The 23,412-nt window shown below is 73.2% G+C and carries 15 protein-coding genes; 8 read left to right on the top strand and 7 right to left on the bottom strand.

Annotated features, from left to right (window positions below; all coding sequences use genetic code 11):
* Positions 1 to 4 precede the first annotated feature (4 nt).
* On the bottom strand, positions 5 to 1,495 hold the full coding sequence (locus tag ACZ6K0_RS07245; RefSeq protein WP_469227591.1) for an MFS transporter: 1,491 nt from the start codon (positions 1,493 to 1,495) through the stop codon (positions 5 to 7).
* A gap of 125 nt (positions 1,496 to 1,620) precedes the next feature.
* Here ACZ6K0_RS07245 and ACZ6K0_RS07240 point away from each other — a divergent pair, with 125 nt between their 5' ends.
* From ACZ6K0_RS07240 to ACZ6K0_RS07225, 4 genes are all read left to right on the top strand, one after another.
* Positions 1,621 to 2,553, top strand: a complete 933-nt coding sequence (locus ACZ6K0_RS07240) for a TetR/AcrR family transcriptional regulator C-terminal domain-containing protein (protein ID WP_469227592.1) — start codon at positions 1,621 to 1,623, stop codon at positions 2,551 to 2,553.
* Positions 2,554 to 2,773: 220 nt separating this feature from the next.
* Positions 2,774 to 4,804, top strand: coding sequence for a M4 family metallopeptidase (locus ACZ6K0_RS07235; protein ID WP_376399812.1), 2,031 nt, complete (start codon positions 2,774 to 2,776; stop codon positions 4,802 to 4,804).
* Positions 4,805 to 4,896: 92 nt separating this feature from the next.
* Positions 4,897 to 5,553, top strand: coding sequence for a response regulator (locus ACZ6K0_RS07230; protein ID WP_376399815.1), 657 nt, complete (start codon positions 4,897 to 4,899; stop codon positions 5,551 to 5,553).
* The gene (locus ACZ6K0_RS07225; protein WP_469227593.1) at positions 5,546 to 7,072 is read left to right on the top strand and encodes a sensor histidine kinase; all 1,527 of its coding nucleotides are present in this window, start codon (positions 5,546 to 5,548) and stop codon (positions 7,070 to 7,072) included. The genes ACZ6K0_RS07230 and ACZ6K0_RS07225 overlap by 8 nt, the downstream gene beginning before the upstream one ends.
* 22 nt (positions 7,073 to 7,094) lie before the next feature.
* On the opposite strand, the gene glgP is transcribed toward ACZ6K0_RS07225, so the two are convergent.
* The 6 genes from glgP to ACZ6K0_RS07195 form a co-directional block, all read right to left on the bottom strand.
* A complete protein-coding gene (gene glgP / locus ACZ6K0_RS07220; protein ID WP_469227594.1) occupies positions 7,095 to 9,650 on the bottom strand; it encodes an alpha-glucan family phosphorylase in 2,556 nt (851 codons plus the stop codon).
* Positions 9,651 to 9,789: 139 nt separating this feature from the next.
* Entirely contained in the window at positions 9,790 to 11,205 is a 1,416-nt protein-coding gene (locus tag ACZ6K0_RS07215; RefSeq protein WP_469227595.1) for an FAD-dependent monooxygenase, read from the bottom strand.
* Between the two features lie 19 nt (positions 11,206 to 11,224).
* Complete coding sequence (locus ACZ6K0_RS07210; protein WP_376399826.1) at positions 11,225 to 12,331, bottom strand: monodechloroaminopyrrolnitrin synthase PrnB family protein; 1,107 nt, start codon at positions 12,329 to 12,331, stop codon at positions 11,225 to 11,227.
* 182 nt (positions 12,332 to 12,513) lie between these two features.
* On the bottom strand, positions 12,514 to 13,947 hold the full coding sequence (locus ACZ6K0_RS07205; protein WP_469227993.1) for an MFS transporter: 1,434 nt from the start codon (positions 13,945 to 13,947) through the stop codon (positions 12,514 to 12,516).
* Positions 13,948 to 14,015: 68 nt separating this feature from the next.
* Complete coding sequence (locus ACZ6K0_RS07200; RefSeq protein ID WP_376399829.1) at positions 14,016 to 15,446, bottom strand: 4-hydroxyphenylacetate 3-hydroxylase family protein; 1,431 nt, start codon at positions 15,444 to 15,446, stop codon at positions 14,016 to 14,018.
* A 153-nt stretch (positions 15,447 to 15,599) separates the two neighbouring features.
* A complete protein-coding gene (locus tag ACZ6K0_RS07195; protein WP_376399832.1) occupies positions 15,600 to 16,565 on the bottom strand; it encodes an AraC family transcriptional regulator in 966 nt (321 codons plus the stop codon).
* A 117-nt stretch (positions 16,566 to 16,682) separates the two neighbouring features.
* On the opposite strand from ACZ6K0_RS07195, the gene ACZ6K0_RS07190 reads away from it, so the two are divergent.
* The 4 genes from ACZ6K0_RS07190 to ACZ6K0_RS07175 all read left to right on the top strand — a co-directional run bounded on the left by ACZ6K0_RS07190 (position 16,683) and on the right by ACZ6K0_RS07175 (position 23,354).
* Positions 16,683 to 17,624: an SDR family oxidoreductase gene (locus ACZ6K0_RS07190; RefSeq protein ID WP_469227596.1), complete on the top strand. Its 942-nt coding sequence runs from the start codon at positions 16,683 to 16,685 to the stop codon at positions 17,622 to 17,624.
* A gap of 470 nt (positions 17,625 to 18,094) precedes the next feature.
* Positions 18,095 to 20,080, top strand: a complete 1,986-nt coding sequence (locus ACZ6K0_RS07185) for an alpha-1,4-glucan--maltose-1-phosphate maltosyltransferase (RefSeq protein ID WP_469227597.1) — start codon at positions 18,095 to 18,097, stop codon at positions 20,078 to 20,080.
* Positions 20,077 to 21,771, top strand: coding sequence for a maltose alpha-D-glucosyltransferase (gene treS, locus ACZ6K0_RS07180; protein ID WP_376399839.1), 1,695 nt, complete (start codon positions 20,077 to 20,079; stop codon positions 21,769 to 21,771). The genes ACZ6K0_RS07185 and treS overlap by 4 nt, the downstream gene beginning before the upstream one ends.
* 233 nt (positions 21,772 to 22,004) lie before the next feature.
* Positions 22,005 to 23,354, top strand: coding sequence for a maltokinase N-terminal cap-like domain-containing protein (locus tag ACZ6K0_RS07175; RefSeq protein ID WP_469227598.1), 1,350 nt, complete (start codon positions 22,005 to 22,007; stop codon positions 23,352 to 23,354).
* The last annotated feature ends 58 nt before the right edge of the window (positions 23,355 to 23,412 follow it).

The raw sequence follows: 23,412 nt of genomic DNA, 5'->3' as shown, positions 1-23,412 counted from the left end.
ACGCTCAGGTCCGCCGCAGCACCACGAAGGCCACTCCGGCCGCAACCACCATCAACAGGGAGGCGCCCAGGGCAGCACCGGCCATGGCCTCGGTGAAGGCCCCCCGGGCCGCGTCGAGGACGGACGCCGAGCCCTCCAGCGCACCTCCCAGCGTCTCCCGGGCGGCGGCGGGGGCGGAGGCGGGCATCGCCGCGGTGTAGACGGCGGCGCCGATCGACCCGAGGACCGCCATGCCGAGCGCCCCGCCCAGCTCCTGCCCCGATTCGAGGACGGCGGCGGCCGAGCCGGCGCGCTCGGGCGGGGCGGCGCCGAGGGCGAGTTCGTTGGCGAGGGTCATGGCGGAGACGAGCCCGGCGGCGTAGAGGGCACTGGCCACCAGGACCACCCAGAGGGGCGTGGCGCGGTCGATCGCGGCGAGCCAGGCGAAGCCGCCGGCGGCGACGAGGAACCCGCCACCCATGACGTACGCCCGGTCGACCCGCCGGGCGAGCACCGCGGCCACCGGGGCGGCGACAAGAACGCCACCGGTGGGGACGAGGCTCCACAGGGCCGCTTCGAACGGGCTCTGGCCGAGGACGGACTGGAGGTACTGGGTGAGGAAGACGGCGAAGCCGACGGTCGCGACCATGGCGAGCAGGTTGACGAGGAGGGAGCCGCCGTAGGCCCGGGTGCGGATCAGCCCGAGGTCGATCATGGGCTGGTCGAGCCGACGCTGCCGCCGAACGAACACGAACCCGAGCAGCAACCCGCCGGCCACGCCCATCGCGGGCAGGACGGCCCAGCCCTCCTTGGCGATCTCCTTGATCCCGTACACCAGGGGCAGCAGGGCGGCGAGCGACAGCGCGGCGCTCAGCAGATCGAACGGCCCGCCACGGGCCGCGCCCTTGGACTCGGGAAGCAGCAGGGGCCCGAGGACGAGAAGCAGGGCCATCGCGGGCAGGTTGACGAGGAAGACGGACCCCCACCAGAAGTGTTCGACGAGCGCGCCGCTGACGACGGGTCCGAGGGAGATGCCGCTCGCCATGACGGAGGTCCACGCGGTGACGGCCGTGGCGCGCTGGGCCGGGTCCTGGAAGAGGTTGCGGATCAGGGCGAGGGTGGCGGGCATGAGGCAGGCGCCGGCGAGGCCGAGAAGGGCGCGGGCGCCGATGAGGGCGCCGGGGCTGTGGGCGTAGGCGGCGGCGACGGAGGCGACGCCGAAGAGGGCGGCGCCGCCGAGGAGCACTCTGCGGCGCCCGACGCGGTCGCCGAGGGCGCCCATGGTGACGAGGAGTCCGGCGAGGACGAACCCGTACGTGTCGAGGATCCAGAGCTGTTCGGTGGCTCCGGGGCGCAGGTCGGCGCTGATGGAGGGGATGGCGAAGTAGAGGACGGAGACGTCCATGGAGACGAGGAGCAGGGGCAGCATGAGGACGCCGAGGGCGGTCCATTCGCGGCGCCCGGCACGGGCGGGTCCTGGTCCGGCGGTGTGTCCGGGGTGTGCGGTGAGTGTCATGGGAGGAAGAAAGCAGCGCGGCGCGTACGGTGCCACTCCCGCCCTAGTGCACCGCACAGCGAACCCCAAAACCCCCAGCTCACATGGGCGTACACCGTCCCGACCGCACTAGTACACTCCACCGGATGACGAACGAGCCGCCCTACCTCGCCATCGCCGCCGAACTCCGCCGCCGCATCCGGTCGGGCGAACTGTCCCCGGGCGACCGGGTGCCGTCGACGCGGGCCGTCACGCGCGAGTGGGGCGTGGCGATGGCGACGGCCACGAAGGCGCTGGGGGTGCTGCGCCAGGAGGGCCTGGTGCGCCCCGAGCCGGGGGTGGGCACGGTGGTCGTCGCACGGACGGACCGGGGCGCGGGACCGGACACAGGACCGGGCGCGGGACCGGACGCGGAGCCCCTCACGCGGCAGCGCCTGGTCGACGCGGCGCTGGAACTGGCCGACGCCGAGGGCCTGAACGGGCTGACGATGCGCCGGGTGGCGACGGCGCTCGGGGTGTCGACGATGACGCTGTACCGCCATGTGCCGGGCAAGGCGGAGCTGGTGCGGCTGATGGCGGACGCGGCCTGCGGCGAGGTGCCGTTGGGGCCGGTGCCGCCGGAGTGGCGGGTGGGTCTTGAGCGGGGGGCGCGCTGGCTGCGCGGGGTGTACGCGCGGCACCGGTGGATGGCGCACGCGATGGCCTCGTTCACGCGGCCGGTCGCGACGCGGAACGCGATGGCGTACCTGGAGTGGGTGTTGCAGTCGTTGCGGGGCACTCCGCTGACGCACACGGAGAAGCTCCACGCGCATCTGCTGATCTTCGCCTACGTGCAGGGCCTGTCGATGGCGGCCGATCTGGAGGAGCAGGCGCGGCAGGACACGGGGATCTCCGACGGCGAGTGGATGGAACAGAATGAGCCACGCTTCGACGCGATCCAGGCGGGCGGTTCGTACCCCGAGCTGAACTCGGTGACCAGCGGCGGCGAGTTCGGTCTGGACCTGGACGCGCTCTTCGAATTCGGGCTTCAGCGAACGTTGGACGGCATCGCGTCCATGATCGACGAAACGTCCGGTTAACGAACACGGACGTACGGGCAGCGGACGAATTCCGGCCAACTTGCTGACGCACTCATGACAGGTCCCCGTCATTCCTGTCACTCTCTCCCCGGTTCTTCGCATCACTGTTCAGCGCTTCACCCGAACGAGTTCCACCCCGAACGTGCTCCACAGCTCTCCTTGCTCTGCCCGGACGGACCCACCCAAGGCCGCCGGTACCCCCCTCGCATAAGGAGTCTGCGTGAGATCCACGCCCAGCCGTCGCGCCACCGCGACCGGCGCTCTGATCGCTGCCGCCGCCATGATCGCCGTTGGCGTCCAGACGGGTTCCGCCACCGCGGCGAACACCCCCTGGAACATCGCCCCCCAGGCCCAGAAGGGCACCTCGGCGAACCCCGGCAAGCTCCCGGCCGACCTCACCCCCGCCGAGCGCGTCGCGCTCATCAAGGCGGCCGACGCCGACAAGGCCGCCACGGCCAAGTCCCTCGGCCTCGGCGCCCAGGAGAAGCTGGTCGTCCGCGACGTCGTGCAGGACCGCGACGGCACGACCCACACGCGCTACGAGCGCACCTACGCCGGACTGCCCGTCCTCGGCGGTGACCTGATCGTCGAGGAGTCGAAGGCCGGCGCCCGTCAGAGCGTCTCCAAGGCTTCCCGCGCGGAGCTGAAGAACGTCGACACCAGCGCCACCGTCACCCCGGCCGCCGCGTCGAAGCAGGCCCTGGGCGCCGCGAAGGCGGAGGGCTCCGACAAGGCCGAGACGAACCGCGCCCCGCGCAAGGTCGTCTGGATGGCCAAGGGCGCCCCCGTCCTCGCGTACGAGACCGTCGTCGGCGGCCTCCAGCACGACGGCACCCCGAACGAGCTGCACGTCGTCACGGACGCCAAGACCGGCGCGAAGCTGTACGAGTGGCAGGCCATCGAGACCGGCACCGGCAACACGCAGTACAGCGGCCAGGTGACCCTCGGCACCGCGCCCTCGTACACGCTGACCGACACCGGCCGCGGCAACCACAAGACGTACAACCTCAACGGTGGTTCGTCGGGCACCGGGACGCTGTTCAGCAACACCACCGACGTGTGGGGCAACGGCAGCCCGTCCAACAAGGAGACGGCCGGCGCCGACGCGCACTACGGCGCCGCGCTCACCTGGGACTACTACAAGAACGTGCACGGCCGCACCGGCATCAAGGGTGACGGCGTCGGCGCGTACTCGCGGGTCCACTACGGCAACGCGTACGTCAACGCGTTCTGGTCGGACTCCTGCTTCTGCATGACGTACGGCGACGGCTCGGGCAACACCAAGCCGCTGACGTCCATCGACGTGGCCGCGCACGAGATGACGCACGGCGTCACCTCCAACACGGCCGGCCTGCAGTACAGCGGCGAGTCCGGCGGCCTCAACGAGGCCACCTCGGACATCTTCGCGGCGGCCGTCGAGTTCTACGCCAACAACGCCAACGACCCGGGCGACTACCTGGTCGGCGAGAAGATCGACATCCGCGGCAACGGCACCCCGCTCCGCTACATGGACAAGCCGAGCAAGGACGGCTCGTCCAAGGACGCGTGGTACTCGGGCCTCGGCGGCATCGACGTCCACTACTCCTCGGGCCCGGCGAACCACTTCTTCTACCTGCTCTCCGAGGGCAGCGGCGTCAAGACCGTCAACGGCGTCACCTACGACTCGCCGACCTCCGACGGCCTGCCCGTCACCGGCATCGGCCGGGCCAAGGCCGAGCTGATCTGGTTCAAGGCGCTCACCACCAAGTGGGGCACGACGACGGACTACGCCGGTGCCCGCACCGGAACGGTCGACGTCGCCAAGGCGCTCTACGGCGCCACCAGCCCCGAGGTCGCGGCCGTCGAGGACGCCTGGGCCGCCATCAACGTGGGCCCGCGCTCCGGCGGCGGCACCCCGCCCACCGGCAAGGTCTTCGAGAACTCGGCCGACGTGTCCGTCCCGGACAACGGCGCCGCGGTCACCTCGACGGTCAACGTCACCGGTGTCACCGGCAACGCCCCGAGCAACCTCTCGGTCGGCGTGGACATCGTCCACACCTACCGCGGTGACCTCGTCGTCGACCTCGTCGCCCCCGACGGCTCGGTCTACAGCCTCAGCAACCGCTCCGGCGGCAGCGCCGACAACATCGTCCAGACCTTCACCGTGAACGCCTCCACCGAGGTCGCCAACGGTGCCTGGAAGCTCCGCGTCCAGGACAAGGCCTCGATCGACACCGGCTACATCAACAACTTCAAGCTCACCTTCCCGTAAGCGGGAAGGCCCACTCGGCCTGAAGTGACAGGGCGGACGCCCGGAGGGATCGTTCCCTCCGGGCGTCCGCGCGTCTGCATACTCTTGGGCGCATGATCAGGGTGCTGCTGGCCGACGACGAGACGATGATCAGGGCAGGGGTCCGGGCGATCCTCACCACCGACCCCGGGATCGAGGTGGTCGCCGAGGCCGGCGACGGCCACGAGGCGGTCGAGCTCGCCCGGCTGCACCGCCCCGACGTCGCCCTGCTCGACATCCGGATGCCCCGGCTCGACGGGCTCGGCGCCGCGGAGGAGCTCCGCAGGACCGTCCCGGACACGGCCGCCGTCATGCTCACCACCTTCTCCGAGGACGCCTACATCGCGCGGGCGCTGGCCCTCGGCGTCAGCGGCTTCCTGCTCAAGTCCGGGGACCCGCGCGAACTCATCGCCGGGGTCCGGGCCGTGGCCGCCGGCGGCGCCGCGCTCTCCCCCGCCGTCGCCCGCCGGGTCATCGACACGCTCGGCGGCGAACGCCTGGGCCGGGCCGCCGAGGCGCGGGCCCGGCTGGAGCCGCTCACCGGCCGCGAGCGGGAGGTCGTCGCCCTCCTCGGCGCGGGTCTCTCCAACCAGGAGATCGCGGACCGCATGTACGTCGTCGAGGGCACCGTCAAGGCGCACGTGAGCGCCGTCCTGGGCCGGCTGGGGCTGCGCAACCGCGTGCAGCTCGCGATCCTCGCGTACGAGGCGGGCATGGTCCCCGATGCGTGAGCGCCTCTTCGACCTGGGTCTCTGGCTGCTGCTGTGCGTCCCGGTGCTGCTGAGGTCGGACCCCAACGACGGCGGGAGCTGGGCGCAGGTCGCGATCGGCATCGTGGTGCTCGGCGGCTGCGTCGCGGTCAGCCGGAGGTGGCCGCTGGCGCCGATCGCGGTCACGGTCGCGGCGAGCCTGCCCGCCACCCTGGAGCTGTTCACCCCCTCGTACAGCCTGGCGCTCATCGCCTTCGGCTATCTCGCGGGGCGCCGCCAGGAGCACACCCGGGGCGCACTGTGGCTGTTCGGCGCGGTGGCCGCGGTCGGCCTGCTCCTCACCCGTATCACCGCCACCTCGCTCGGCCAGTGGTTCACGCTGCTCCTCGCGCTGGCCCTGGCGATCGTCGCGCCCTGGCTGATCGGCCGGTACGTCCGCCAGTACGACCGGCTCGTGCACAGCGGCTGGGAGCTCGCCGACCGGATGGAGCGCGAACAGGCGGCCGTCGCCGACCGGGAGAGGCTGCGGGAGCGGTCCAGGATCGCGGGCGACATGCACGACTCCCTGGGCCACGACCTGGCCCTGATCGCCGTGCGGGCGGGCGCCCTGGAGGTCGACCCGGCGCTCGGCCCGGACCAGCAGCACGCGGCCGGTGAGCTGCGCCGGGCGGCGGCCGACGCGACGGCCCGCCTCCGGGACGTGATCGGCGTCCTGCGCCAGCCCGACGAGGACCCGGCGCCCACGGCCCCGGGCGGCGAACCGGTCGAGGAGCTCGTCTCCCGCGCCCGAGCCTCGGGCCTCGCGGTGACCCTGACGGTGACCGGGTCGGGGCGGGAGCCGGACGGGATGGCCGGCTGGGCGCTGCACCGGGTCGTGCGGGAGGCGCTCACCAACGCGGCGAAGCACGCGCCGGGCGGCGGCGTCGACGTCCGGGTCGACTCCGGCGCCGAGCGCGTCGCCGTGGACGTCGTGAGCGGTCCGGGTACGGCCGGGTCGCCGCTCGCCTCGGGCGGCACGGGGCTCGTCGGCCTCGACGAGCGCGTACGGCTGGCGGGCGGGGTCCTGTCGCACGGGCCCACGCCCGACGGGGGCTTCGCGGTCCGGGCGACCCTGCCGCGCCGGACGCCCACCGGCGCCCCGACCGCCACGCCCTCCCCCACCGCGCCCATGTCGGCCCGGGAGCTGGACCGGGTCCGCCGCCAGGTCCGCAAGGGCCTCGCGCAGGCCATCTGGATCCCGCTCGCGCTGCTCGCCGCGCTCGGTCTGCTCATGGCCGGGGTGGCGCTGTGGACCCAGCACCAGTCGTACCTGGAGCCGGACGACTACGAGCGGATGCGGATCGGGCAGTCCCTCCACGACATCACCGAGGCCGAGGACCTGCCCGACCGGCCGCTGGACGGCCCGCCGAAGGGTGTTCCGGCGGAGCCGCCCGGTGTGGACGAGTGCCGGTACTACCGGTCCACGCTGTTCGCCGCGGTCCCGGTGTACCGGCTCTGCTTCACCGGCGGGCACCTCGCCGACAAGGCCGAGGTGCGCTGACGCCGGCGTGCGCCGGCGCCGTCTACCGCAGCAGGACGCCCGCGCCCTCCCCCGTCGTCTCCTCCGGCAGGGCCAGGAGGCCCGGCTCCGACGGGTGGGCGAGGAGCGGGTGCGCGGGCAGGACGCGGACGGTGCAGCCGAAGGGCCCGGTCCGGTCGAGCTCCAGGGTGCCCGCGTAGGGCAGCCGCCCCTCCAGGTCCGGGCCGCCCGCCGGCTTCAGGGTGGCGGTGCGGGTGTCCGCGAGGGTGTCGTCGGCGTCGACCCGGCCGGTGACGGCCTGCACCTCGACGTCGTCGGGGCCGAGTTCGCCCAGGGCGACCCGGACCCGGACGACCGGGGTCGAGCCGAGCTCCGCGTCCGCCAGGTCGTCCGCGAGCTCGTCGCCGACCTCGACGTGGTCGACGGACACCTTGGGCCAGCCTTCCCGGACCCGGGCCTTCCAGGCCGCGAGTTCCCGCGCCCGGTCCGGGGTGAGCGCCCGGCGGGCGGCGCCGGCGGGGACGTACAACCGCTCGACGTACTCGCGGACCATCCGGTCGGCGAGCACCTTCGGGCCGAGGTCGGCGAGGGTGCGCCGGACCATCGCCGTCCAGGCGGCCGGCACGCCGTCGGGGCCCCGGTCGTAGAAGCGGGGGGCGACCCGGCGCTCGATCAGCTCGTAGAGGGCGGCGGCCTCCAGGTCGTCGCGGCGCTCCTCGTCGGCGGCGGCCGCGCCGTCGGCGGTGGGGATGGCCCAGCCGAAGTCGGACTCGAACCACTCGTCCCACCAGCCGTCGAGGACGGAGAGGTTGAGGCAGCCGTTGAGGGCGGCCTTCATGCCGCTGGTGCCGCAGGCCTCCAGGGGGCGGAGGGGGTTGTTGAGCCAGACGTCGCAGCCGGGGTAGAGGCCGCGGGCCATCGCCATGCCGTAGTCGGGCAGGAAGACGATCCGGTGCCGGACCCGGGGGTCGTCGGCGAAGCGGACCAGCTCCTGCACGAGCCGCTTCCCGCCGTCGTCGGCGGGGTGTGCCTTGCCCGCGACGACGAGCTGCACGGGCCTCTCGGGGTGGAGCAGCAGGGCGCGCAGCCGGTCCTTGTCCCGCAGCATGAGCGTGAGCCGCTTGTACGAGGGGACGCGGCGGGCGAAGCCGATGGTGAGGACGTCGGGGTCGAGGACGGAGTCGGTCCAGCCGAGTTCGGCGGCGGCGGCGCCGCGGTGCCGCCAGGAGGCCCGGAGCCGGTCCCGTACGTCGGTCACGAGCCGTTCGCGGAGGGTGCGGCGCAGCTCCCACAGCTCCCGGTCGGAGGCGTCGGGGCCGAGCCGGCCGACCTCGGGGGCGACCCAGGTGGGGGCGTGGACGCCGTTGGTGATCGAGGTGATGGGCACCTCGTCGGCGTCGAAGCCCGGCCAGAGCCCGGCGAACATGGACCGGCTGACGGCGCCGTGGAGGGTGGAGACGCCGTTGGCGCGCTGGGCGAGGCGCAGGCCCATGGCGGCCATGTTGAAGACGCCGGGGTCGCCGCCGAGCGGGGTCTCGTCGCCGAGGGCGAGGACGCGGCCGGTGTCGACGCCGGGGAGGGCGCCGTCCTGGCCGAGGTGGCGGGCGACCAGGCTGCGGTCGAAGCGGTCGATGCCGGCCGGGACGGGGGTGTGGGTGGTGAAGACGGTTCCGGCCCTGACGGTCTCCAGGGCGGCGTCGAAGTCGAGCCCCTCCCCCTGGAGTTCGCGGATGCGTTCGAGGCCGAGGAGTCCGGCGTGGCCCTCGTTGGTGTGGAAGACCTCGGGTGCGGGGGTGCCGGTGAGCCGGGTGTACGTGCGGACGGCACGGACGCCGCCGATGCCGAGCAGCATCTCCTGGAGGAGCCGGTGCTCGCTGCCGCCGCCGTACAGCCGGTCGGTGACGCTCCGTTCGCCGGGGGCGTTCTCCTCGACGTCGGAGTCGAGCATGAGGAGCGGGACGCGGCCGACCTGCGCGATCCAGATGTGGGCGTGCAGGCTGCGCCCGCCGGGCAGGGCGAGGGTGATCCGGGCGGGGGTGCCGTCGGCCTCGCGGAGCAGGGTGACCGGCAGCTCGCCGGGGTCGAGGACGGGGTACTGCTCCTGCTGCCAGCCGTCGCGGCCGAGGGACTGCCGGAAGTAGCCGTGGCGGTAGAGCAGGCCGACGCCGATCAGCGGGACGCCGAGGTCGCTGGCGGACTTGAGGTGGTCGCCGGCGAGGATGCCGAGGCCGCCGGAGTATTGGGGCAGGGCGGCGGCGACGCCGAACTCGGGAGAGAAGTAGGCGACGGCGGCGGGCGGCTGCCCGGGTTGCCCCTGGTACCAGCGGGGGGCGTGGAGATAGGTGTCGAGGTCCTCTGCGGCGACGGCGAGCCGGGCCAGGAAGTCCCGGTCGGCGGCGAGCGCGGCGAGCCGGGGGGCTTCGAGGCTGCCGAGGATCCGGACGGGATCGGCGCCGGCCACGTCCTCGGAGGCGAGGGACGAGAAGAGCGCGCAGGTGGGTTCGTGCCAGGACCAGCGCAGGTTGTGCGCGAGGTCGGCGAGGGGTCGAAGGGTGTCGGGGAGGACGGGACGCACGGTGAATCGACGGATTGCCTTCACGTGTTCCACCTTCGCAGGCGAGTACGGAGCGGAGTGGACGCACCACGCTGTGCGTCCGTCGTTCCGCTCCGACGTTAGGTCACCTCGCCTCGTGGGGCCACGGCGCGTCGGGGAGCGCGGCGTGTCGGCCCGGTGGGTTTCAGCCGATGGCGGGGAGCCGCACCTCGTACGGGGAGCCCTGGTTGACCGTGTCGGGGTCGAAGGCCCCGGCGGCGGCGTACCGCCCGGCGACGGTGGCGAGTTCCTCGGCCGGGAGGACGTCGTGGATGTCGGTGAAGCCGTGCGGGGCGCGCTCGTGGGCGAGGTTGATGACGACCTCGGGGCCGAGCCGCCGGTTGGCGCGCTGGAGCGCGGTCATGGCGGGCCGGCGTTCGGACTCGTACGCGGCGAGGCCCTCGGCCGGGTCGTCGTGCCGGGCCAGCGCGTGGGCGAGGGCGCGGGCGTCGACGATCGACTGGGTGGCCCCGTTGGACCCGGTCGGGTACATGGCGTGGGCGGCGTCGCCGACGAGGGTCGTCCGGCCGTGGGTCCAGCGGTCGAGGGGTTCGCGGTCGACCATCGGGTACTCGTGCGCGGAGTCGGCGGCGCGCAGGACGTCGGGGACGCTGACGCCGTCGAACTCCCAGCCCTCGTAGAAGCGGAGGAACGTTTCCACGGGCACGGAACGGTCCCAGTCGCCGCGCAGCCGCTCCTCGCCGGAGCCGATGCCGGAGCCGGAGCCGATGCCGGAGCCGGACCCGGAGCCGGCCCCGCTCCCGGACCCGTTGCCGGTCTCCGCCGGGCGGGCCAGCGCCCAGTTCACCAGGACCTCACGGCCCGGCCCCGTCGGCCGGCCCATCGGGTACACGACGGCCTTCTGCCGGTCGTCGCCGGCGATCAGCATGAACGAGCCCACCGCCCGCGCCGGCATCCGGGACACCCCCCGCCACACCAGCATCCCGTTCCACGGCGGCCCGCCCTCGCCCGGGTACAGGGCCGCCCGGACCGCCGACCGGATGCCGTCCGCGCCCACCAGCACGTCCGCTTCGAGCGAGGCCCGGCCCCGCACGGCCCCCGACCGGTGCTCCAGGCGCAGCCGGGGCCGGCCGTCGGGCAGCGGCTCCACCCCGCTCACCCGGACCCCGGTCACCAGCGCCGCCGCGCCGAGCCGGGCCCGGACCGCCCCCGCGAGGACCTGCTGGAGGTGTGCGCGGTGCACCGAGAGCTGCGGCCAGCGGTAGCCCGCGCCGAGGCCGCGCGGCTCGCGGGATATCAGGCCGCCCGAGCGGTGGTAGTAGCGCAGTTCGCGGGTGCGCAGGGCGCCGGCCTCCAGCGCGTCGAGCAGGCCGAGGGCGTCCAGTTCGCGGACGGCGTTCGGCATCAGGTTGAGTCCGGCGCCCACCGGGCGGATCGCGGCCGCCGCCTCGACGACCGTGACCCGCTCGAATCCGGCGGCGTGCAGGGAGAGCGCGGTGGTGAGCCCGGCGATGCCGCCGCCGGCGATCACGATGTGCGGGCTCCGTCCGTAGAGGGAGGACACGGGGACGGAAGCGGGGGAGGAAGCGTGGAGGGACATCGACTGCTCCTTCGGGCCGCTACGCGGCGGCGGGCCCGACAGGGGCCCCTGCGGGACGGCGTCGCACGGTCGCGCGGCGCACCATGGTCTCGTTCTCCCTGGTCAGGTCCAGGATCGAGCGCAGCAGCGCGATCGGGGCGCCGCCGCTGCCCTCCTCGTACAGGCGCACGTCGTCGCTGTACGCCTTGCGGGCGATGCCGATGTGCCGGGCCCGGAACGTCTTGAGGATCCGTAACACCCGGCCGAGCGCGGCCGCCGAGGCCACGAGCTCGGGCGGCAGCCGGTCGACCTCCTCCCAGCTCACCGCCGCCGACAGCTTGCTCACGGCCGACACCCCGCCCCGGTGCCGGGCGTGGAACTCCCGCCAGGCCGGCAGGGCGTACGGCAGGGACTCGGCCAGGAAGGCGTCGTAGGCGGTGTCGGAGCGGTCGCACTGCCACAGCGTCAGGTCGACGAGCCAGAGCGGGACCTGTGCGGCGGCCGGCCCCAGGTAGTCGCGGCCCGCCACCTCGACCTCCTCGAAGTACGGCCGCAGGGTCACCGCGAAGTACTCCGGCGAGACCTGCGCGACCGTGAGGTCGATGGAGTCCACCATCGCCCGTACGTGGCGGGCGATCCGGTCCAGGGCGGCGGCGAAGCAGGGGTCGTACGGTTCGAGCCGGGCGACCCGGGAGCAGTCGTCGAGCGCCGCGACGAGCCCAGGGAAGACCATGCGGACCGCCTCCTGGAGCCGGGCCTCGGTCGGATGGCCGGTGTACGAGCGGCGGCGCGGGCCGGGCGGGTTCCAGGTCGTGTAGTGGTGGACGGTGTCCCGGGGCACCATGTCCGTCCGGCGGCCGAGGAGTTCGAGCACCGGCAGCGCCTCGGGGACGGCGGCGAGGGGCTGCACGCCGTGGCGTTTCAGCGAGCCGAGCAGGATGCCGAGGTCCCGCATCGCCGCCAGCGCGGCCCCGACGCTCCACTGGGCGGCCCGGTCCTGATCGGGGACCAGGGCGCGCAGGGCGACGGTCAGGGCGGCGGTGTCGGCCCGGTCGTTCATCGCGGGCACCGCGGCGAGCAGGGCGTCGGCGCCGAGCGGGTCGGCGGCACGTATGTCCTCGGTGCGATGGCGCGGATCGCCGAACAAGAAAACGCTCCTCTTCTTCAGGGCTCGGTTCGCCTCCGGGGCGCTGGTGCGGCTGTCGACGGTCGACCGTGCTCGGTCCCTCGTTCCTCGGGACCTCTGCGCGCTCTCCCTTTCGACAGCCGCGCGCCCCTTCGGCTCACTCGCCGGTGGTCGTGGGCATCGTTCACGTGGCGTACGGGTGGTCAGAGAGGGTCCGGTACCCGGTCCTCCTCCGATGACGGGTCCCGTTCCGGGAGGTGGAGGCGTACGGAGAGCAGGGCGGCCAGGGCGGCGAACGCGGCGCCGGTGAGCAGCGCGGCGCGGAAGCCGGCCGTCTCGGCGACGGCGCGGGCGGCGTCGTGGGCCTCGGTACGGGAGGTGGCGACGGCCACCAGGACGGCGAGGCCGAGGACGGAGCCGAACTGCTGGCTGGTGTTGACGAGTCCGGAGGCGAGTCCGGTCTCCTCGGGCGCGGCCTCGGCGGTGGCGGCGACGTTGGTGGTGACCATGACGAGCGGCAGCGCGGCGCCCAGGAGCAGGCTGGGTGCGAGGACGGTGGTCGCGAAGGTGCCGTCGGCGGTGAGCGCGAGGGCCAGCCAGAGGGTGCCGGCGCAGAGCAGGGCGAAGCCGAGGGTCATGGTCCGGTGCAGGCCGATGCGGAAGAGGATCCGGCCGGTCTGCGGGGCGACCGCGACGACGACGAGCGAGAGGGGCAGCAGGCCGAGGCCGCCGCCCAGGGGCGCGTACCCGAGGACGCTCTGGAGGTAGAGGCTGACCAGGAAGAACATCGGGAACAGGGTGGTCTGGGCGAGCGCGGCAAGGACGTTGGCGAGGCGGAGCGCGGGGCGCCTGAGCACCGGCGGCGGGACGAGCGGGGCGGCGGCGCGGGTCTCGACGGCGGCGAAGGCGAGGAGCAGCGCGAGTCCGGCTCCGCCGGCGCCGAGGGTACGGGCGGAGGTCCAGCCGGCCTCGGCCCCGCCGACGAGGGCATAGGCGACGAGTCCGAGTCCGGCGGTCGCGGTGAGCGCCCCGGCGAGGTCGAAGCCGCCGGGCGCGACCGCTCCCCCGGTCGCGACCGCTCCACCCGGCGCGTCCGCTCCACCCGGCGCGTCCGCTCCGCCGCGCGCGTCCGCTCCCCCGCGGTCGTCCAGGAGTCGGAGTGCGAGGGCGGCGAGGGCGGCCGCGAGCAGGACGTTCAGCCAGAACGTGGAGCGCCAGCCGAGGAGGTCGGTGAGGGCGCCGCCGAGGACCGTGCCGAGGACGCCGCCGAGGCCGCCCATCGCGGCGAAGGCGCCGAGCGCCTTGTGCCGGGCGGGGCCGTCGGGGAAGAGCAGGAGCAGCAGGGCGAAGGCGGCGGCCGCGGCGAGGGCGGCGCCGACGCCCTGGGCGGCGCGGGCGGCGACGAGCGAGGCGGCGCCGGGGGCGAGCCCGCCGGCGGCGGAGGCGGCGGCGAGGAGGGCGAGTCCGGCGAGGAAGACCCGCCGGTGGCCGAGGAGGTCGGCGACGCGTCCGCCGAGGAGGAGCAGTCCGCCGAAGGTGATCAGGTAGGCGTTGGCGACCCAGGAGAGGCCGGCGGAGCCGGAGCCGAGGTCCGCGCCGACGGAGGGCAGGGCGACGTTGACGATCGCGGTGTCCATGATCAGGAGCAGCTGGGTGGAGGCGAGCAGCGCGAGCGCCCCGCGCCGCGGCCCCGGTGGCGGCGTCGTCACCGGGTCGTCCCCAGGCCGTAGCCGTCGAGGCAGTCCTGGGCGAGCCCCTCGCACTCCCCCGCGGAGCCGGCCCAGGTCTGCATGGTCAGGTAGACGTGCGGGGCTCCGTGGTAGAAGCGCTCGTACTGCTCGTGGCGGCCGGCGAACTCGGAACCGAGCGCGTCCCAGGCGAGCTTGAGGAGTTTGAGGCGGTCCTCCGCGGGGTGGCCGGGGGTGCGGAAGTACTGCCGGACGAGCGGGCCGAGTTCGGGGTGGAGGAGGTCCCGGCCGCTCGCGGGGAGCTGGACGAGGGCGCCGCCCGCGAGGAGTTTGACGTCCTGGACGGCGCGCGGGTAGAGCTCGCCGGCCATGATCCGCTGGGCGAAGGAGATCTCCTGGCCCGGGCGGACCCCGCCGCGGCCCTCGTCGACCTCTTCGAAGGAGGCCTCGGCGGCGAGGACGAAGGCCTTGGCCTGGGCGACCATGCCGAGGAGCCGGCCGAGGGCCTGGGTGACGGGCGGCAGCTTCTCGGTGCCGTGGGAGCGGGCGACGAGGATCGCGAGGCCGGTGAGGAACTCCAGCTTCGTCCAGAAGCGGGTGGCGGACTGGTGGACGAAGTTGAGGTAGGCGGGGGTCTGCCACCAGATGGCGCCGGTGGTGGCCGGGTCCCGGTAGGTGAGGACCCGCTCCCAGGGCACGAACACGTCCTCGCAGACGAGCATCGCGTCGTTCTCGTCGTACCGGGAGGAGAGCGGGTGGTCGAAGACGGACCGGGAGCGTCCCTCGTAGGAGGTGCGGGAGATCAGCTTGAGGCCGGGGGTGTCGAGCCGTAAGGAGAAGGTGACGGCGTGCTCGGTGTCGTCGGCGGCCAGCGGTTCGATGGTGCCGACGAGGATCTCGTCGGCGAAGACGGCCCCGGTGCCGATGGTCTTGGCGCCGCGGACGACGATCCCGCCGTCCCGTTCGCCGACGATCCGGAGCGTGAGGTCGTCCTCGCCGGGGCCGGAGGCCGGGTTGGTGAGGGTGAAGGCGGCGTGCAGGTCGCCCTCGGCGAGCCGGCGGTGGAAGCCGAGGGCGTGCTCGGCGCCGTCGAAGGTCTCGCCGGTGAAGACGCCGGGCAGGGCGGCGAACCCGGCCGCGCCGGCGGCCATGTAGTCGGGGGTGCGGCCGAGGAATCCGTAGCTCGCCCGGGCCGTCGTCCGGAAGGCCCGGCGCCGGGCCACGAGGTCCTCGTAGGCGCGGGGCACGGCGTAGGCGCGCCGCACCCCGCCCTGGACGAGGACGGGGTGGTGCACGGGGTCGTCGGCGAGGTCGTACAGACCGGCGAAGGAGGCCGCCGTGGCCCGGAAGGCGGGGTGCGCGGTGACGTCCTTGACGCGCTCCCCGTCGAGCCAGATCTCGCGCCCGTCCCGCAGCGCCTCCAGATACTCCTGCCCGGACCTCGTCACCGGTCGCTCGCCTCTCCTCGGGGTGTCACGGCTCTGCCGTCCCGAGCCTGTCCGGCGAGGAGCGTCCGGGCAATGAACGTCCGTCCAGGTGTCCTTATGAACCGGCCAGCCCCGGCGTGCCGCCTGGACACGCCGTGAACGGCCCGGTCCGGCTCAGGCGGCCCTGGCGACCCCCGCGCGGTACTCGCCCGGCGTCACCCCGAACCACTTGCGGAAGGCGAGGTGGAAGCCGACGGCGCTCTGGTAGCCGATGCGGGCGGGCAGGGCCGACTGCGGGAGCGACGTCTCGGAGAGGAGCCGTACGGCCTCCTGCATGCGGCGGGCGGCGAGGTAGCGGGCCGGGGACTCGCCGACGAGCTCGCGGAAGGCGGCGGTGAACGCGGAGCGGGACATGCCGACCTCCCGGGCGAGGGAGTCGATCGTCCAGGACTCGGCGAACCGGGTCGCCATCATGACCACGGCCCGACTGATGCCGGGGTGCCGCAGCAGGGGCAGCGAGGCGGGGTTCCCCGCGAGTTCGCGCAGGAGGGGGCGGAGCGCGAGGACGAGGGCCATCTCGAAGGCGCGCAGGGTGATGAGCCGGTCGCCGGGGCCCACGGGCCGGTCGGGTGCGGCGAGCAGCCGGAGGGTGTCGCGCAGCAGCGGCTCCCGGTCGACCTGGGCGCCGTCGAGGACGAGGGCCCAGGGCAGCGAGGTGTACAGGCCGGTGGCGGCGCTGGCGTCGTAGTGCAGTCCGGCGCAGAGCAGCCGGGCCTCGGGTCCCGTGCCCTCGATGACGATCTCGCCGGAGGTGCCGGGCTGCCGTTCGGGCAGGACGGCCTTGAGGGGGACGCCCTGACGCTCGGGGCGGTCGGAGAGGCGGTGCGCGGTGCCGGTGGGGAAGACGACGAGGTCTCCGGCGTGCAGTTCGACGGAGGCCTCCCCGTCGGTGGTGATCCAGCAGTCGCCCTCGACGACGTAGTGGAGGACGGCGCAGCTGCGCTCGGCGTCGCCCTCGATGGCCCAGGGGGCGCGGACGTGCCAGCGGCTGTCGAAGACTCCGGTGAGCCGGAGGGGTTTCAGCAGTTCACTGAGGAGGTCCTCGCGCTGGTCGTGACGGTCGGTTCCCACGGTTTCCATGGACGATCCTTCAACTTCCGCCCCGGTTTGTTAATTGAACGGCCGAAGCCGTCGCGGCGAGCCTGGAAGCAGCCGACACGACAGCAGCGACAGCCTATCGAAGGGCCTCAGAAACACATGTCCAGTGAGATTCCGATGCGGGTGGCGGTCGTGGGCGCGACCGGTTTCCAGGGCGGCGCGGTGGCCCGCCTGCTGGCCGAGCGGCACCACCGGGTCCGTGCCCTGACGCGGCGGCCCGAGGCCGACCGGCCGCCGCTTCCCGGCGCGTTCTTCCTCGCCGGCGACCTGGGGCGGCCGGGCGACGTGCGGCGGCTCTTCGAGGGGACGACGCACGCGTTCGTCACGATGCCGCTGGTGTACGAGCCGGAGCGGGTGGAGGCGTACGCGCGGAACATCGCGGAGGCGGCGCTCGGGGCGGGCACGATCCGGCTGGTGTTCAACGCCAACACGCGCATCCCGCACGGTCCGACGGAGTTCGCCGCCTTCGAGACGCGGCGTCTCGCGGAGCGGGTGCTGCGGGACAGCGGGGTGCCGCTGGTGGTGATCCGGCCGCCGGTCTACCTCGACAACCTGTTCTCGCCGTGGAACGGCCCCGCTCTCGTCGACGACGGCGTGCTCGCCTATCCGCTGCCGGAGTCGGCGCGGACGGCGTGGCTCTCGCACCGGGGCCTGGCCGAGGCGGCGCTGGCGGCGCTGACCCGGGAGGGCCTGGAGGGGCGGACGTTCGACATCGGCGGCGCGACGGCGCTGACGGGCGGCGAACTCGCGGCGGCCTTCGGGCGGGGCCTCGGCCGGGCGGTGCGCTACCAGGAGCTGGATCCGGTCGACTTCGAGCACGGTCTCGCCGGGCTCGTCGGCCCGGCGGCGGCGGCCGGGGTGGCCGGGGTCTACCACTACATGGCGACCGGCGCGGACCCGCTGCTCATGGCGGGCGACGACGGGGTGTCGGCGGAGGTGCTCGTGCTCGAACCGGCCCCGGTGGAGGAGTGGGTGTCCCGCCAGCCGTGGCAGGTCTGGTCGACGGACGCGGAGGAGCCGGACACCTCCCCGCGCCTCTGACAGCCGCACAGGAACCGGCCCCGTCCCCCTCCCGGACGGGGCCGCTTCGCGTGCGCCCGGCGAGTGAGCCGAAGGGGCGCGCCGGGGGAACAGGGGCGGGCGCGCGGAGGATCGTGAGGAACGAGCGATTCGAGCACGGCCGCCCCTGTTCCCCCGGCTCCGGCGCCCCGGAGGTGAACCGAGCCCCGAAAAGGGAGGGGCGGGGCTTTTTTGGTCGTCGGGGTCCTTGCCGGGGTGGCTACGTCCTAGTAGTTAACAAAGCGCCGGATTGCCCACCCGAGAACGGTGGGAAGGCTCCTCCGGTACACACCCCCGGACCCGTGCAACGCGTACTCCCTGTGGACCCGCCATCCGAGTGAACGCGGACAGGAGCGGCCATGCCCGCAACCCGCCGGCCGTCGACGGAGCTAGAAAGAGCGCACCACCACCCGCACCCCCGTAACCCGTCAGGTGATGCTGTGAATCCGCTCATGGGACGCATTCCCGTACTGGACGTACGCCCGCTGGTCGACTGCGGCCGGCGCCCCGCGAAAGCGGTGGCCGGAGAGACCTTCGAGGTGACGGCGACCGTCTTCCGCGAAGGCCACGACGCGGTCGCCGCCAATGTCGTGCTGCGCGGCCCGTCCGGCCGCCCCGGCCCGTGGACCCCGATGCGCGAACTGGCCCCCGGTACCGACCGGTGGGGCGCCGAGGTCACCCCGGACGCCGAGGGCCCGTGGACGTACACCGTCGAGGCGTGGAGCGACCCGGTGGCCACCTGGCGCCACACGGCGAAGATCAAGATCCCGGCCGGGATCGACTCCGAACTGGTCCTCGCCGAGGGGGCCGAGCTGCACGAGCGGGCCGCGAAGGGCGTCCCGAAGAAGGGCGGCGGCCGGGAGGCCGTGCTCGCCGCGGCGGACGCGCTGCGCGACGTCTCCCGCCCGGCCGCGGTCCGGCTGGCGGCGGCGCTCGCCCCGCGGGTCGTCGACTCCCTCGACCGGTACCCGCTGCGCGAACTCCTCTCCTCCTCCCCCGCGTTGCCGCTCCAGGTGGAGCGGGAGCGGGCCCTGTTCGGTTCCTGGTACGAGTTCTTCCCGCGCTCGGAGGGCGTGCGGAAGGTCAAGGGCCGTACGGTCCCGGGGAACTTCCGTACCGCGGCCGAGCGCCTCCCGGCGGTCGCGGCGATGGGCTTCGACGTGGTGTACCTGCCGCCGGTGCACCCGATCGGCGAGACCCATCGCAAGGGCCCGAACAACTCCCTCTCGGCGTCGCCGAACGACGTGGGCGTGCCGTGGGCGATCGGCTCCCCGGAGGGCGGGCACGACGCGCTCCACCCGGACCTGGGCACCTTCGAGGACTTCGACGCGTTCGTGGCGCGGGCCCGGGAGCTGCGGCTGGAGATCGCCCTGGACTTCGCGCTCCAGTGCTCGCCGGACCACCCGTGGGTGGAGAAGCACCCAGAGTGGTTCCACCACCGTCCGGACGGTTCGATCGCGTACGCGGAGAACCCGCCGAAGAAGTACCAGGACATCTACCCCATCGCGTTCGACGCCGACATGGACGGGATCGTCGCGGAGACGGTCCGGGTGCTGCGGCACTGGATGGACCACGGGGTGCGGATCTTCCGCGTCGACAATCCGCACACGAAGCCGGTGGTGTTCTGGGAGCGGGTGATCGGCGAGATCAACGGCGCGGACCCGGACGTGATCTTCCTGGCGGAGGCGTTCACGCGGCCGGCGATGATGCGGACCCTCGGCGCGATCGGCTTCCAGCAGTCGTACACGTACTTCACCTGGCGCAACACCAAGGAGGAGCTGACGGAGTACCTCACCGAGCTGTCCGGGGAGACGGCCGCGCAGATGCGGCCGAACTTCTTCGTGAACACCCCCGACATCCTGCACGCCTACCTCCAGGAGGGCGGCCGGCCCGCGTTCGAGGCGCGGGCGGTGCTCGCGGCGACGCTCTCCCCGTCCTGGGGCATGTACGCCGGCTACGAGCTGTGCGAGGGGACCGCGCTGCGGGACGGCAGCGAGGAGTACCTGGACTCGGAGAAGTACGAACTCAGGCCCAGGGACTGGGAGTCGGCGGAGCGGGCCGGGAGGACGATCACTCCGCTCATCACCGCCCTGAACCGGATCAGGCGCCGTCACCCGGCGCTCCGCCGGCTGCGGAACATCACCTTCCATGAGACCGACAACCCGCAGGTGATCGCGTACAGCAAGCGTTCGGGTTCGAACACCGTTCTGGTGGTCGTCAACCTCGACCCGCACCACACCCAGGAGGCGACGGTCTCGTTGGACATGCCGGAACTCGGCCTCGACTGGCACGAGACCGTGCCGGTGCGCGACGAGCTCACCGGCGAGACCTATCACTGGGGCAGGACCGACTACGTGCGCCTAGAGCCGGGTGTCACACCCGCGCACGTCCTCGTCCTGCGACCGTCCCCGCAGACCGGAGGGTCACCCACATCATGACTGTCAACGAGCCCGTCCCCGACACCTTCGAGGACACCCCCGCCAAGGACCGCGATCCCGACTGGTTCAAACGGGCCGTCTTCTACGAGGTCCTCGTCCGCTCCTTCCAGGACAGCAACGGCGACGGCGTCGGCGACCTGAAGGGCATCACGGCCAAGCTGGACTACCTCCAGTGGCTGGGCGTGGACTGCCTCTGGCTTCCGCCGTTCTTCAAGTCCCCCTTGCGGGACGGCGGATACGACGTCGCCGACTACACATCGGTACTCCCCGAGTTCGGCGACCTGGCCGACTTCGTCGAGTTCGTCGACTCGGCCCACCAGCGCGGAATGCGCGTGGTCATCGACTTCGTCATGAACCACACGAGCGACCAGCACGAGTGGTTCCAGGAGTCGCGGCGCGACCCCGAAGGGCCGTACGGCGACTACTACGTCTGGGCCGACGACGACAAGCAGTACGCGGACGCGCGGATCATCTTCGTCGACACCGAGTCCTCGAACTGGACCTTCGACCCGGTCCGCAAGCAGTACTACTGGCACCGGTTCTTCTCGCACCAGCCGGACCTCAACTACGAGAACCCGGCGGTGCAGGAGGAGATCCTCTCCGCGCTGAAGTTCTGGCTGGACCTGGGGATCGACGGGTTCCGGCTCGACGCGGTGCCGTACCTGTACCAGCAGGAGGGCACCAACTGCGAGAACCTCCCGGCGACCCACGGCTTCCTCAAGCGGGTCCGCAAGGAGATCGACGACCACTACCCGGACACGGTGCTGCTCGCCGAGGCGAACCAGTGGCCGGAGGACGTCGTCGACTACTTCGGCGACTTCCGCTCGGGCGGCGACGAGTGCCACATGGCCTTCCACTTCCCGGTCATGCCGCGGATCTTCATGGCCGTGCGGCGCGAGTCCCGCTACCCGGTCTCGGAAATCCTCGCGAAGACCCCGGAGATCCCCTCCGGCTGCCAGTGGGGCATCTTCCTGCGCAACCACGACGAGCTCACCCTCGAAATGGTCACGGACGAAGAGCGCGACTACATGTACGCCGAGTACGCCAAGGATCCGCGGATGCGGGCCAACATCGGCATCCGGCGGCGTCTCGCCCCGCTCCTCGACAACGACCGCAAGCAGATGGAGCTCTTCACCGCGCTGCTCTTCTCGCTGCCCGGTTCGCCGGTGCTCTACTACGGCGACGAGATCGGCATGGGCGACAACATCTGGCTGGGCGACCGGGACGGGGTGCGGACCCCGATGCAGTGGACGCCCGACCGGAACGCGGGCTTCTCCTCCTGCGACCCGGGGCGGCTCTATCTGCCGACCATCATGGACCCGGTCCACGGCTACCAGGTGACCAACGTCGAGGCGGGCATGGCCTCGCCGTCCTCGCTGCTGCACTGGACGAAGCGGATGATCGAGATCCGTAAGCAGAACCGGGCCTTCGGCACGGGCACGTACACGGAACTCCCGGCGTCCAACCCGGCGGTGCTCGCCTTCCTGCGGGAGGATGGTGACGACCTCGTCCTCTGCGTGAACAACTTCTCGCGGTTCGCGCAGCCGACCGAGCTCGATCTACGGCGCTTCGCCGGCACCCAGCCGGTGGAGCTGATCGGCGGGGTGACGTTCCCGGCCATCGGCGAGCTGCCCTACCTCCTGACCCTTGCGGGACACGGCTTCTACTGGTTCCGTCTCAAGAAGGGCTGACCGACGGTCAGTTCGGATTCGTCCGGGGTGGGACGGTTTCCCCCGTCCCCCTCTGGGCACTGTGACCCACACACGATTCAGGTCCATACGGGCCTTCTTGCCGGACCCATACGGATCTTCCCCTTCCGACACGTCCCGCACTTCCGGACAGTCCAAGCCGCCATCCGGGACACTCTGCGCATTTGAACGCATACGACGCCCAACTGCGCGCCCCGGGGAAAGGACGCGATGCCATGCCGGAGACCGCATCCACCACCCGGGCCCCGGACGCCCTCCTTCCGTCCCTCGCCCCCCTGCTCCACGAATGGCTGCCCCGGCAGCGCTGGTTCGCGGGCAAGGGCCGCCGGGTCATCGGATTCACGCTGGACGCGGCCACCGAGCTGCTGCCCCTGGACGGCGCGGGACCCGGTCTGCTCCATCTCCTCGTACGGGTCGACCAGCCCGGCCGCCCGGCCGGCACGCCCGCCGACTGCTACCAACTGCTCCTGGGCGTACGGACCCAGCTCCCGCCCCGCCTCGCCCCCGCCCTGATCGGGCGGATCCGGCAGGGCCCGCTCGCCGGACGCGCGGTCTACGAAGGGCTGCGCGACCCGCGGCTCGCGGGACTCCTCTACGAGCGGCTGCGCACCCCGGGCCGGACCGGCCCGCTGTGCTTCCACGCCACGACGGCGCTCCCGCCGGCCCTGGCCCCCCGCATGCTCGACGCCGAACAGTCCAACTCCTCGCTCGTGTACGGCGATTCCTACATCCTGAAGATCTTCCGGCGGGTCAGTCCGGGCGCCAACCCCGACCTGGAACTCCCCCTCGCCCTGAGCCGGGCCGGCTGCGCCCGGGTCCCGGCGCCGGTCGCCTGGTTCGAGTCCGGGGCCGCGACCCTCGGCGTCCTCCAGCCCTACCTCCGGGACTCCCGGGACGGCTGGCGGCTCGCGCTCGACGCGCTGGCCGACGGACGGGAGTTCGCGGCCGAGGCGCGGGCCCTCGGCCGGGCCACGGCCGAGGTCCACCTCGCCCTCGCCGACGCGCTGCCGACCCGGCGGCTGCGGCGGTCCGAGACCGAGCACCTCGCCGCCGCGATGGACCGGCGGCTGCACGCGGCGGCGCAGGCGGTGCCGGCGCTCCTGCCGTACGTGCCGGGGCTGCGGGCCGTCTTCGCCGCGGCCGGCGAGGCGCCCGGCGCGGGGGCGCTCCAGCGCATCCACGGCGACCTGCACCTGGGGCAGACCCTGCGGGGCTCCGACGGCGGCTGGGCCGTCATCGACTTCGAGGGCGAACCCGCGAAGCCCCTCGACGAACGGCGCAGCCCCCAGCCCACGGTCCGCGACGTCGCCGGCATGCTCCGCTCCTTCGACTACGCGGCCCGCACCCACCGCCCGTGGAACGCGGACTGGGCGGCGCGCTGCCGGGCCGCGTACTGCACGGGCTACGCCGAGGTGGCGGGCGCGGACCCGCGCGCCGACCCCGCCCTGCTCCGCGCCTACGAGACCGACAAGGCGGTCTACGAGGTCGTCTACGAGGCCCGCCACCGCCCGGACTGGCTCCCGGTCCCGATGTCCGCCATCGAACGCCTCGCAGCCTCACGGTGACCCGCACCCAGCCGCCCCACCGGGCTGACACCCCACCCCCGTTGTGGGCAGTCGTTCC

The sequence above is a fragment of the Streptomyces sp. NPDC042346 genome (assembly GCF_055581845.1).
Note: the sequence above shows the minus strand (reverse complement) of the source record. Positions and strands in the feature narration are given on the sequence as shown.